13 protein-coding genes are annotated in these 12810 nt (G+C 36.7%); 9 read left to right on the forward strand and 4 right to left on the reverse strand.

Going from position 1 to position 12810, the window contains the following annotated elements; all coding sequences use genetic code 11:
- The first annotated feature begins 99 nt into the window (after positions 1–99).
- Positions 100–783: a metal-dependent hydrolase gene (locus ACUN0F_RS09955; protein WP_264462110.1), complete on the forward strand. Its 684-nt coding sequence runs from the start codon at positions 100–102 to the stop codon at positions 781–783.
- Positions 784–823: 40 nt separating this feature from the next.
- Here ACUN0F_RS09955 and ACUN0F_RS09960 read toward each other — a convergent pair whose 3' ends face one another.
- Positions 824–985: a hypothetical protein gene (locus ACUN0F_RS09960; RefSeq protein ID WP_060486545.1), complete on the reverse strand. Its 162-nt coding sequence runs from the start codon at positions 983–985 to the stop codon at positions 824–826.
- Positions 986–1229: 244 nt separating this feature from the next.
- Here ACUN0F_RS09960 and ACUN0F_RS09965 point away from each other — a divergent pair, with 244 nt between their 5' ends.
- Both ACUN0F_RS09965 and ACUN0F_RS09970 read left to right on the forward strand, forming a co-directional pair.
- Entirely contained in the window at positions 1230–2543 is a 1314-nt protein-coding gene (locus tag ACUN0F_RS09965) for a DRTGG domain-containing protein (RefSeq protein WP_445539445.1), read from the forward strand.
- A 154-nt stretch (positions 2544–2697) separates the two neighbouring features.
- Positions 2698–2961, forward strand: a complete 264-nt coding sequence (locus ACUN0F_RS09970; RefSeq protein WP_000093554.1) for a DUF3949 domain-containing protein — start codon at positions 2698–2700, stop codon at positions 2959–2961.
- Between the two features lie 7 nt (positions 2962–2968).
- Here ACUN0F_RS09970 and ACUN0F_RS09975 read toward each other — a convergent pair whose 3' ends face one another.
- Positions 2969–3274 (reverse strand): YtpI family protein, encoded by a 306-nt coding sequence (locus tag ACUN0F_RS09975; protein WP_001144779.1) that lies wholly within the window; start codon positions 3272–3274, stop codon positions 2969–2971.
- Positions 3275–3434: 160 nt separating this feature from the next.
- Between ACUN0F_RS09975 and ACUN0F_RS09980 the strand changes: the two genes are divergently transcribed.
- Complete coding sequence (locus ACUN0F_RS09980) at positions 3435–4367, forward strand: DHH family phosphoesterase (protein ID WP_445539446.1); 933 nt, start codon at positions 3435–3437, stop codon at positions 4365–4367.
- A gap of 51 nt (positions 4368–4418) precedes the next feature.
- On the opposite strand, the gene ytrI is transcribed toward ACUN0F_RS09980, so the two are convergent.
- Together ytrI and ACUN0F_RS09990 are read right to left on the reverse strand one after the other, a co-directional pair.
- Positions 4419–4922 carry a sporulation membrane protein YtrI gene (gene ytrI / locus ACUN0F_RS09985; protein WP_046958744.1) on the reverse strand — a complete coding sequence of 168 codons (504 nt, stop codon included), beginning with the start codon at positions 4920–4922 and terminating at the stop codon, positions 4419–4421.
- A complete protein-coding gene (locus ACUN0F_RS09990) occupies positions 4919–5332 on the reverse strand; it encodes a YtrH family sporulation protein (RefSeq protein WP_073516695.1) in 414 nt (137 codons plus the stop codon). The genes ytrI and ACUN0F_RS09990 overlap by 4 nt, the downstream gene beginning before the upstream one ends.
- A gap of 42 nt (positions 5333–5374) precedes the next feature.
- On the opposite strand from ACUN0F_RS09990, the gene dnaE reads away from it, so the two are divergent.
- The 5 genes from dnaE to accA all read left to right on the forward strand — a co-directional run bounded on the left by dnaE (position 5375) and on the right by accA (position 12719).
- A complete protein-coding gene (gene dnaE, locus ACUN0F_RS09995) occupies positions 5375–8701 on the forward strand; it encodes a DNA polymerase III subunit alpha (RefSeq protein ID WP_445539447.1) in 3327 nt (1108 codons plus the stop codon).
- A 133-nt stretch (positions 8702–8834) separates the two neighbouring features.
- Complete coding sequence (locus tag ACUN0F_RS10000) at positions 8835–10043, forward strand: NAD(P)-dependent malic enzyme (RefSeq protein WP_161796084.1); 1209 nt, start codon at positions 8835–8837, stop codon at positions 10041–10043.
- 14 nt (positions 10044–10057) lie between these two features.
- The gene (locus tag ACUN0F_RS10005) at positions 10058–10702 is read left to right on the forward strand and encodes a FadR/GntR family transcriptional regulator (RefSeq protein ID WP_000204435.1); all 645 of its coding nucleotides are present in this window, start codon (positions 10058–10060) and stop codon (positions 10700–10702) included.
- A 185-nt stretch (positions 10703–10887) separates the two neighbouring features.
- Positions 10888–11757, forward strand: coding sequence for an acetyl-CoA carboxylase, carboxyltransferase subunit beta (accD, locus tag ACUN0F_RS10010; RefSeq protein WP_264462105.1), 870 nt, complete (start codon positions 10888–10890; stop codon positions 11755–11757).
- Positions 11745–12719, forward strand: a complete 975-nt coding sequence (gene accA / locus ACUN0F_RS10015; RefSeq protein WP_445539448.1) for an acetyl-CoA carboxylase carboxyl transferase subunit alpha — start codon at positions 11745–11747, stop codon at positions 12717–12719. The genes accD and accA overlap by 13 nt, the downstream gene beginning before the upstream one ends.
- Positions 12720–12810 lie beyond the last annotated feature (91 nt).

Here is a 12810-nt window from a genome sequence, read left to right on the forward strand (position 1 = left end):
GAAAGCGTTATGACAAGTAAATAGATGTTAGAAAAGACAGGGAATTGAAAAATCATGTAGAATAAAAAATGAGAATGTGAATAGGGGAGGAATGTAGAAATGAAAGTATCTTATCACGGGCATTCAGTTGTAAAGATTGAAACGAATGGAAAAGTGATTTTAATTGACCCGTTTTTAACCGGAAATCCGACAACGGATTTAAAGGCTGAAGATGTCAAAGTAGATGCAATTCTTTTATCGCATGGACATGTTGATCATGTTGGAGATACAGTAGAGCTTGCGAAGAAAAATAATGCAGTTGTTGTGGCACCATTTGAACTAGCGACATTTTTAAGTTGGCAAGGTGTAAATACACATCCGATGCATATTGGTGGTTCGCATGAATTTGACTTCGGAAAAGTGAAGTTTACACAAGCATTCCACGGTTCTAGTTATATTGATGAAGAAAATAAGACGATTACATATACAGGTATGCCAGCAGGTATTTTATTTACAGCAGAAGAGAAAACTGTATACCATGCAGGAGATACCGCTCTATTCTCTGATATGAAATTAATAGGGGAACTGAATAACATTGATATAGCGTTTTTACCAATTGGTGATAATTTCACAATGGGACCAGAAGATGCTGTTTTAGCAGCGAAATGGACTCAGGCGAAAACTGTTGTACCGATGCATTACAATACGTTCCCAGTAATTGAACAAGACCCATATCAATTTGTAGAAAAGCTACACAATTGTACAGGAAAAGTATTAGAAGCTGGAGAAAGTATTACACTATAGAAAAGAAACCCTTCATTTGAAAAGACAAGTGAAGGGTTTTTTACGTGTGTAGGACAGCTTTTAAAGGTTGTACTTGTTTTGATGATTTTTTTCTTTTTGGAAGTGGCTGTTCAGGTGTTTCATTCAATTCCATTGCAACTTTTTTTCCGTCTACGAAAGCTAAAAATACAGCACCTACAACTTCTAATAATTTTTTCATCATATATCCGCCCCTTTGTTTCATTTCTTGTCTTCATTGTATATGGAAGCGGCTGGACAAACTATCGAACGAGATGACAATACCATTACATTGTTGTAATAGAAGAAGTAGTGTCATGTAAGGCGTATTTTGTTATAAAAAAAATAGTACAGATATATAAAGAGAGAGTGTAACAGTTTTGAAAATATAGTATACTGAAAATACAACACATGAAGAATTTAGGGAAAAGAAAGTATGGTGAAACCATTTGGCTACCAAGCATAACCAAATTTTAGAACATATTAATAGCCTGCCAGTAGGGCATAAAATTTCTGTAAGGCAAATTGCAAAAGATTTGAGTGTAAGTGAAGGGACAGCTTACCGTGCAATTAAAGATGCAGAAAATAAAGGGTATGTTAGTACGATTGAACGTGTCGGAACCATTCGAATTGAACAAAAGAAGAAAGAAAATATTGAAAAGTTGACATATGCAGAAGTTGTTAACATTGTTGATGGCCAAGTACTTGGAGGCAGAGAAGGACTACATAAAACGTTAAATAAATTCGTAATCGGGGCAATGAAATTAGAAGCGATGATGCGCTATACAGAAGCTGGAAACTTACTTATTGTCGGTAACCGTACGAACGCGCATCAATTAGCGTTAGAAACTGGAGCCGCTGTATTAATTACGGGCGGATTTGATACGGAAGATCATGTGAAGAAATTAGCAGATGAATTAAAACTGCCGATTATTTCAAGTAGTTACGATACATTTACAGTTGCAACGTTAATTAACCGTGCGATTTACGATCAGCTGATTAAGAAAGAAATTGTACTCGTTGAAGATATTTTAACGCCAATTGAAGAAACGTTATATTTAAAACCAAATGATACAGTGCAGCAATGGCATGCGTATAACGAAGAGACGATGCACGGAAGATATCCGATTGTTGATGAAAATAAAAAGGTATTAGGTATTGTGACTTCTAAGGATATGATTGGTGTTGCGAAAGATACACCAATTGATAAAGTGATGACGAAACACCCTATTACGGTAAATGGAAAGATGTCTGTCGCAGCTGCAGCGCGTATGATGGTATGGGAAGGTATTGAATTACTTCCTGTTGTGGAAGATGGAAATAAATTGCAAGGTATCATTAGTCGTCAAGATGTACTTCAGGCATTACAGATGATTCAGCGTCAACCACAAGTTGGTGAAACGATTGATGATATTGTAACGAATCAATTTATGACGCCGAAAGAAGCAAAAAATGAGCATTTGTATCAATTTTCAGTGACACCACAAATGACGAATTCAATCGGAACATTATCTTACGGTGTATTTACAACAATTGTGACAGAAGCAACAAACCGTGTCATTCGTGCTCAGAAGAAGAGTGATTCAATTGTTGAGAACTTAACAATTTATTTTGTAAAGCCGGTACAGATTGATAATGTTGTATCCGTTCATCCGAAAGTATTAGAAATTGGCCGTAAATTTGGTAAGGTTGATGTAGAAGTACACCATGAAGGTAATGTTGTTGGAAAAGCATTACTTATGGTGCAATTGATTGATAAATAAAAAGATGGAACAAATCGTTTTGATTTGTTCCATCTTTTTTTATGTAGAGAGTGATTTATATAATGTTAAATGACAGAATATTAATTTATTTAGATGGTAGACTATGTTACAATTATATTGTAAGAAAATGGATTTTGAGGAGGCGGTATGCAATATGTCATCAGAAATAATCTTCTTTGGTGGTATCGCACTATTTTACTTTCTTGTAATGATACCGATCCAATATTTATATTTACAAGGTTTACATGAAAAAATGAAACGTACAGGATTATCTCAGCGAGAACTATATGAAAAAATGTCTTTTGAAGAGGAACAATTACATTTTCATGTGCAAGGCAACCTATTTAATATACCTTCTGCGTTTGTTGCATATATGATTTTAAAAAGTAGAGGACGTAAAAAAGCATCACAATGGTGATGCTTTTTTACGTTGCTTCATAAGCTTCTGCTTCTTTAACTGCTAGTGGAAAGAAATGTTTATATTGGCGAAATCCATTAAATGCACTCGCACTACCAAATAGAACGAATAAAACACCGACGATCATACGAGCGGTTGAAAGTTCTAAAAAGAATTGGTTTATCCCGAAGAATAAGACGAATGAACCGAGTGCCATTGCGGATTTTCCTGAGAGCCAACCTTTTTCCATTGGGCGGTTTGTACGAAAGTATTTTGTTTTGTAGAAGAGGTACAACATAAATGAGACGATAATACAGAAGACTAATACTGGCATAATGCACACTCCCATCGCTTTGTGAAAAATTATAGTGAAGAAAAAAGAAATATCTAAACTTTCTAATTTTTATTATAAAGCAATTGTTCGCATGTATGAAATACTTTCCGTTATAATGGAGGATAAAGTGAAGAAGTTGAATAAAAAGGAGATTATACATATGTATGAGCAAATTTTAAGAGCAATTAAAGAGTTTGATACAATTATTATTCATCGTCATGTGCGTCCAGATCCAGATGCATTAGGTTCACAGGGAGGTCTTGGTACAATTCTACAAGAATCGTTTCCAGAGAAAAATATTTATACGGTTGGGTACAATGAATCTTCACTAGAATATTTACGAGTAATGGATGATATTGAAGATAGTGTATATGAAAATGCACTTGTTATCGTATGTGATACTGCGAACCAAGAACGTGTTGACGATCAACGCTATGCAAAAGGGAAGATGTTAATTAAAATTGATCATCATCCGAATGAAGATCCGTACGGAGATATTACGTGGGTAGATACGACATCAAGTTCTACAAGTGAAATGATTTATGAGTTTTACAGTTATGGAAAAAATAAAGGATTACAGATAACGAAAGAAGCAGCTCGTCTTATTTTAGCTGGTATTGTTGGGGATACAGGTCGTTTCTTATTCCCGAATACAACAGCGAAAACACTTCGTTACGTGAGTGAGCTTGTTGATATGGATGTGAAATTCACAGATTTATACAATGAAATGTATAAGACGAAAGAAAAGATTGCTCGTTTAAACGGCTATATTTTACAAAACTTTACGATGGTAGAAGAAGGAGCAGCTTACATTAAATTAACGAAAGAAGTGTTAGAAAAGTTTGATGTACTTCCTTCTGAGGCATCCGGTGTTGTTGGAGCACTTGGTAATATTGATGGATTAAAGTCGTGGGTTCTATTTTTAGAGGAAGACGATGTGATTCGTGTTCGTCTTCGTTCAAAAGGACCAGTGATAAATAAATTAGCAATGCAATATAATGGCGGAGGGCATCCGATGGCTTCTGGTGCAAAAGCATCTTCTTGGGAAGAAGCGGATCGTCTTTTTGCTGATTTACGTGAGTTGTGTAGATAAGAGATTATATATGAAAACGAAAAGAAGGAGCGGCGCTAAAGCCCTCCTTCTTTATTTTTCTTTCTCTATCGTAATGCTAATTTCAAGCACTGTATCAAAAGATATCGTATCGACTTTGAAACGGTATAGCCGATCGTAATGTTTGTACGTTTTGTTTTCGATTACCTTTTTGAGTAGGTCTTTATTTTTTGCTATACTTTGAATGTTTTTCGTTAAAAGATGTTGGAGGTCATTATGGATAGACGTAGTCATATTTTCGAGTGTAAGGTTGTCTAAATCGTATTTTTCTCGATTTATAAGTTTTATTTTAATCTCTTGAATAGTTAAGAGTCGTTTATTTTCTGTATTCAATTTTTCTTGATCTTCGAGAAGGACGTGGAGCTTTGCTTCTTGTTTTTCTATAATTTCTCGTTGCTCTGCTATTTTACTAGCTTGTTCTTCTTGAAAAACACCGTATATGTACAAAAAAACAAACCAGCTTAACACGCCTCCAACAGCAGCACCAGCTAAAACTAAATACCATTTTTTTGCTGTATTGGCACTTGGTACTCTCATACATGTTCCTGCGTTAGCCATTTAATAATAGTAAGACCTGTTTGCATACCACCCGTTGCGAAAAAAATAAGGAGAATTTGTTTTACAATATCTTTCATATCTCCGCCAAAGAAACTTCTTTCAAAGCTATAAAAAGTATCAAATGTTCCGCCAATTGCTGCAACGAGTGCCCAAATTCTTAAATTTTGGGCGAATTGATTAATGTAAGTTAGAGTTGGTTTTCCGATAAGAAATGCACCAAATCCACCAATTAATGAACCACCAAGTATAACCCCAAAGGCAATAAAATAACTAATAATAAGCAGAGAGAAAAAAGTATGTTCTCTTACATCCATCGTCATTCCCCTTTCTTCTTCATATATATGGACAAAGTATAAGAAGTATGTTTTGATTTCCGCTTTCCTCATCACCTATAATAAAAGTAGTCAGATTGGTAAAGAGAGGGTACAACAGTGAAGTTTGTGCATTTACAATGTCAAACCGTTTTTAGTTTATTAAAAAGTGCTTGTAAAATTGATGAGCTTGTAGTCAGGGCGAAAGAACTTGGTTTCTCGTCACTCGCTATTACGGACGAAAATGTTATGTATGGCGTTATTCCGTTTTATAAAGCATGTAAGAAACATGGTATACAGCCTATTATCGGCTTAACAGCTTCTATTTTTAGTGAAGAAGAGGAAAAATCTTATCCGCTTGTTTTACTTGCTGAAAATGAAATGGGCTATCAAAATTTATTAAAGATTTCTAGTAGCATTATGACGAAGTCAAAAGAAGGTATTCCGAAAAAGTGGCTTGCCCATTATGCGAAAGGATTAATTGCTATTTCACCAGGTAAAGATGGGGAAATTGAACAATTATTATTAGAAGACAAAGAGAGTCAAGCTGAAGAAGTAGCTCGCATGTACCAAAGTATGTTCGACAATTTTTATATGAGTTTGCAGCATCATGCGATTCAAGATGAACTGCTCCTGCAAGAGAAATTACCTGCATTTATGAGTAGGATAAATGTTCCAGTCGTTGCAACAAACGATGTACGCTACATCAATCAAAGTGACGCACTTGTTCATGAGTGCTTATTATCTGTTGAAAGTGGAACGAAAATGACTGATCCAGATAGACCAAGGTTGAAAACTGATCAATATTATTTAAAATCATCCGATGAAATGGAAGCACTATTTTCTCAAGTAGAAGAAGCGATTTATAACACAGTAGAAATTGCAGAACGTTGCAGAGTAGAAATACCGTTTCATATAAATCAATTACCGAAATTTCCTGTTCCAGCTAACGAGACGAATGATATGTATTTACGCCGCGTTTGTGAAGAAGGTTTGCAGAAACGATATGGTACGCCGAAAGAAGTACATATAAAGCGTCTGAATCATGAATTAAACGTTATTTCTAGTATGGGGTTTAGTGATTATTTCCTCATCGTGTGGGATTTTATGAAGTATGCGCATGAAAATCATATTTTAACAGGACCAGGACGTGGATCGGCAGCCGGCTCACTCGTTTCTTACGTATTAGAAATTACAGATATTGATCCGATTGAATACGATCTATTATTTGAAAGATTTTTAAACCCTGAACGTGTGACACTTCCAGATATTGATATCGATTTTCCCGATATAAGACGTGATGAGATGATTCGATATGTGAAAGATAAATATGGTCAGTTGCGTGTTGCACAAATTGTAACGTTCGGGACGCTTGCAGCGAAAGCGGCAATTAGAGATATTGCGCGTGTAATGGGGCTTCCACCGCGAGACATTGACATATTCTCAAAACTTATCCCATCAAAGCTTGGTATAACGTTAAAAGATGCATATGAGGAATCGCAATCACTCCGTGAGTTTATACAAGGGAATCTGTTACATGAGCGTGTGTTTGAAATTGCAAAACGCGTAGAAGGCTTACCACGTCATACGTCTATTCATGCAGCTGGCGTTATTATGAGCCAAGAGCCGTTAACTGGAAGTGTTGCAATACAAGAAGGGCATAACGATGTGTATGTTACGCAATACCCAGCTGATGCATTAGAAGAACTTGGTTTGTTAAAGATGGATTTTTTAGGATTACGTAATTTAACGTTACTTGAAAATATTATAAAGTTTATCGTGAAAAAGACGGGGACACAAATTGATTTAAGAAATTTACCACTTCAAGATGAAAAGACGTTCCAATTGTTAGGTAGAGGGGATACAACAGGTGTATTCCAGCTTGAATCAGGTGGTATGCGAAATGTACTTCGCGGGTTAAAACCGAATGAATTTGAAGATATTGTCGCTGTTAACTCGTTATATAGGCCAGGACCAATGGAACAAATTCCAACCTTTATTGAATCAAAGCACGGAAAAAGAAAAATTGAATATTTACATCCGGATTTAAAGCCGATTTTAGAAAGAACATACGGTGTAATTGTATACCAAGAACAAATTATGCAAATTGCGTCGAAGTTGGCGGGATTCTCGCTCGGAGAAGCAGATCTATTACGCCGTGCAGTGAGTAAAAAAAATCGTGATATTTTAGATCAGGAGCGTAAGCATTTTGTACAAGGCTGTTTACAAAATGGTTATGACGAGACATCCGCAGAGAAAATTTACGATTTAATTGTAAGATTTGCGAATTACGGTTTTAACCGAAGTCACGCTGTAGCCTACAGTATGATTGGATATCAGCTTGCTTACTTAAAAGCGAATTATACGCTGGAATTTATGACAGCATTATTATCAAGTGCAATTGGAAATGAAGATAAGATTGTGCAGTATATACGAGAAACAAAGCGGAAAGGTTTTCACGTTTTGCCACCGTCTCTTCAGAGAAGTGGTTACAATTTCCAAATAGAAGGTAATGCGATACGTTACAGCTTACTTTCAATTCGAAACATCGGAATGGCTACAGTGACAGCATTACTCGAAGAACGAGAGAAAAAAGTATTTGAAGATTTATTTGAATTTTGTCTTCGCATGCCATCAAAGTTTGTAACAGAGCGAAATTTAGAGGCGTTCGTCTGGTCTGGGTGTTTTGACGATTTTGGTGTTTCGAGAACAAATTTATGGAAAAGCCTTAAAGGAGCGTTAGAGTACGCAAATCTTGCACGTGATTTAGGAGATGCTGTTCCAAAATCAAAATACGTGCAAGGAGAAGAGCTCTCTTTTATTGAACAGTTAAATAAAGAGAAGGAAGCACTAGGTTTTTATTTATCAAGCTATCCGACAGCGCAGTATGTGAAGTTAGCGAAAGAATTAGAAATTCCATCTCTTGCTCAGGCAATGCGACATAAGAAAAAAGTACAAAGGGCTATCGTGTATATAACAAGCGTGAGAGTGATTCGTACGAAAAAGTTGCAAAAGATGGCGTTTATTACATTTTGTGATCAAAACGATGAAATGGAAGCAGTTCTTTTCCCTGAAACATATATACATTTCTCAGATAAGTTACAAGAAGGAGCAATTGTTTTAGTTGACGGCATGATTGAGCTTAGAAATCATAAGTTGCAATGGATTGTAAATGGACTATATCCGTTAGAAGAAATGGATGTGTATGAAGAAAAGAAAGATGCATCTGTTTACGTGAAATTGTCGTCTCAGTATGAGAAAAAGCTTTTAAATCAGGTTACTAAAATATTGTTTGACTATTCAGGTTTTGCGAAAGTACTAATTTATTATGAAAAGGAACATAAAATGGTACAATTGTCTCGAAGTTTATCGATTCATCCAAGTGAAGAATGTTTAGGAGCACTTCGTGAAATTGTCGGGGAAGAAAATGTAGTTGTGAAAATATAATGGACAATTTCCCTACACTTCGATTATTATAGTAGTAGTGTTCGTGGTCAGACCACTTGGAGAAATTGATATCAGCTAGAATAATTTGAGGAGAGTGGATAGTTTGTCAACACTTCGTGAAGAAGCACTTCACATGCATAAAGTGCATCAAGGAAAATTAGAAACTGTATCAAAAGTAAAAGTAGAAAATGCAAAAGATTTAAGTCTTGCATATTCTCCAGGGGTTGCAGAACCTTGTAAGGAAATTTATGACGATAAAAGTAAGGTATATGAATATACGATGAAGGGAAATATGGTAGCAGTTGTGACAGATGGAACGGCTGTACTTGGTCTTGGTAACATTGGACCTGAAGCATCTCTTCCAGTAATGGAAGGTAAAGCTGTATTATTCAAGAGCTTTGCTGGTGTAGATGCATTCCCAATTGCCTTAAATACAAACGATGTAGATAAAATTGTTGAAACTGTAAAATTAATGGAGCCAACTTTTGGCGGCGTTAACTTAGAGGATATCGCAGCACCAAACTGCTTCATTATTGAAGAACGTTTGAAAAAAGAAACAAATATTCCTATCTTCCATGATGATCAACACGGAACAGCTATCGTAACAGTAGCAGGTCTTGTGAACGCGCTAAAATTAGTTGGAAAGAAAATGTCTGACATTAAAGTTGTCGCAAATGGCGCAGGTGCAGCAGGTATTGCAATTATTAAACTTTTATATCGCTATGGTGTACGCGACATTATTATGTGTGACCGTAAAGGCGCAATCTATGATGGTCGTCCTACAGGGATGAATCCGGTGAAGGATGAAGTTGCAAAATATACAAATAAGAATCGTATCGAAGGTTCTTTAGCTGACGTTGTACAAGGTGCGGACGTATTCATTGGTGTATCTGCAGAAGGTGCATTAACAGAAGAGATGGTTCGTACAATGAATGACGATGCAATTATTTTTGCAATGGCGAATCCAGTTCCAGAAATTATGCCAGAATTGGCAAAAGCAGCGGGCGCAGCTGTTGTTGGAACGGGTCGTTCTGACTTCGCGAACCAAGTAAATAATGTACTAGCGTTCCCTGGTATTTTCCGTGGTGCACTTGACGTACATGCGACACAAATTAACGAAGAAATGAAGATGGCAGCTGTACAGGCTATTGCTGAGCTTGTAGCAGAAGATGAGTTGAATGCAGACTATATCATTCCGGCACCGTTTGACGCGCGTGTAGCGCCTCAAGTGGCAGCTTACGTTGCGAAAGCAGCAATGGAGACAGGAGTAGCTCGCCGTCAAGTAGATCCAAATGAGATTGCTGAGAAAACAAAACAATTAGCGCTGATTGGTAAAGAATAAGCGAGGAATTTCCATTGACATCATCAAATACAAAAGTATATCTCGAAATTGTAAAAAAAATCCGTTCCATTATGGAAGAAGATGGATTGGTGGCGGGGGATCGTTTGCCGTCTGAGCGTGAGTTAAGTTCACGTTTAAACGTAGGGCGTTCCTCTGTAAGAGAAGCATTGCGTGCTTTAGAACTGGTAGGATTGATTGAAACGAGACGTGGTGAAGGGACGTTTATTCGAAACTTTTACGATAACGGTCTTGTACAATTGATTGCGCCGTTCTTGCTGCAAGATGAGAAAACAATTCGTGATTTATTACAAACAAAACGATTGCTTGAGAAAGATATGATTCGAATTGTATGTAATTTGCCGAAAGAAACGTTTTCTAAAGTGCTAAGAAAATTAAATCAAGTGCTTGAAGAAAATGAAAACTCAATTCCGATGCTTCATCAAACGTTCTTTAAAACACTCATTGAACAAGTCGATAATTATTTACTATATCGCATTTGGATGATCGTAAATGATTACGTATCAACTCTTTCTTGTGAAGTTTCAGGAGATTCTATCGATATGTATAGAAAGCTTTATGCTACTTTGAAAGAAAAACAAGAAAATGATGCACTAAAAATTTACGATGAATTAGTAGAGAATATACAGTTTCACTCGTAATGTATAAAATTTGTCGAAATGACCATGACACGTTATGACAAACATTCTATCGCGTAGCGGTTAAAGTTAAACGTAAAGAGTGAGGTTATTAGACAGATTAAGAAGATAAGGCTAACATCAAACTTTGGTGTTAGCCCAATTTTCTTCTTGCGCTAACCTTAGCTCTCAATGAAGGGGGTCAAATTGTGCTAAGAGATTTATTCGTGAAAAAGAAAAAGTATGCTGCAATACCTTCAGAACAAGTACGAAAAGATGTACCGGATGGCGTTATGACAAAATGTCCGAAATGTAAAAAAATCATGTATACGAAAGAGCTTCTAAAAAATTTAAAAGTATGTGTGAATTGTGGATATCATCATCCTATGAATGCATGGGAACGTCTTGATAGTATATTGGACGAAGGGTCATTCTGTGAGTATGACAAAGAAATGGTTTCATTAAATCCACTCGAGTTTCCAGGATACGAAGAGAAACTAGAGAGCGATCGTAAGAAGACTAAATTGAACGAAGCGGTTGTAACTGGTGAAGGAACAATTGATGACATGCTTGTTGTTGTTGCAGTAATGGATTCTCGTTTTCGAATGGGCAGCATGGGCTCTGTTGTAGGAGAGAAAATTGCCCGTGCAGTTGAAAAAGCATACGACTTACAAGTTCCATTTATTATCTTTACTGCGTCGGGTGGTGCCCGTATGCAAGAAGGGATATTAAGTTTAATGCAAATGGCAAAAACAAGCGTAGCTTTGAAAAAGCATAGTAATGCAGGAGGGTTATTTATTTCTGTTATGACTCACCCAACGACGGGCGGGGTTTCAGCGAGTTTCGCTTCACTTGGTGATTACAATCTTGCAGAGCCAGGTGCACTTATCGGATTTGCTGGTAGACGTGTAATTGAACAAACAGTGCGTGAGAAACTACCGGAAGATTTCCAAACGGCAGAATTTTTATTAGAGCACGGTCAATTAGATGCGGTGGTGCATCGTGATGATATGAGAGAATCGCTCCGTAAGATTTTAGAAGTTCATCAAGGAGGGGAAATGGCTGTATGGCAGAGCTAGAATTTGAGAAACCAGTTGTTGAGCTAAGAAATAAGATTCGTGAACTGAAAGACTATACGAAAAACAGCCAGATGGACTTCAGTGAGGAGATTCGTATTTTGGAAGACAAGCTAGAAAAATTAGAGGAAGATATATACGGCAATATGAAAGTATGGGACCGTGTTCAAATTGCTCGTCATGCAGAACGACCGACAACGCTCGATTATATTGAGCACTTATTTACTAATTTTTTTGAATGTCATGGAGATCGCCTATTTGGCGACGATGCAGCGATTGTCGGCGGCATTGCGAAATATAAGGGGATGCCTGTAACTGTAATTGGGCACCAACGCGGAAAAGATACGAAAGAAAATATTCGTCGTAATTTTGGGATGCCTCATCCAGAAGGATATCGAAAAGCACTGCGTCTAATGAAACAAGCGGAAAAGTTTAATCGTCCTATTATTTGTTTCATCGATACGAAGGGAGCTTATCCTGGTAAAGCAGCTGAAGAACGTGGACAAAGTGAGGCGATTGCCCGTAATTTATTTGAAATGGCGGGTTTAACTGTCCCTGTTATTTGTATTGTTATCGGTGAAGGTGGTAGTGGTGGTGCGTTAGGTCTTGGAGTAGGAGATTACATTCATATGCTGGAAAATTCCACGTATTCTGTTATTACACCAGAGGGTGCGGCGGCAATTCTTTGGAAAGACGCTGGTAAAGCAAAAGAAGCTGCAGAAGCGATGAAAATTACAGCATTAGATTTGAAGGAATTAGGTGTAATTGACGAAATTATTCCAGAGGAAAAAGGTGGAGCGCATCGTAATATTTTAAAACAATCAGAAAATATAGATTTAATGCTTAAGAAAACTTTTGAACAATTAAGCGGAATTTCGAAAGATGAATTAATCGAAAAACGTTATGAAAAATATATGAAAATTGGGCAAGTTTCGTTTTCAAACGCTTCCATTGGGATAAAATAATAAAAGCGTGCGTTCCTCTTCGCGAATGCACGTTTTTATTATGAAAAGACACATCTTCTCCATTGTGTTTTTATATTTTTTCGTGTTATTT

This window comes from Bacillus sp. 1A, from assembly GCF_052682215.1.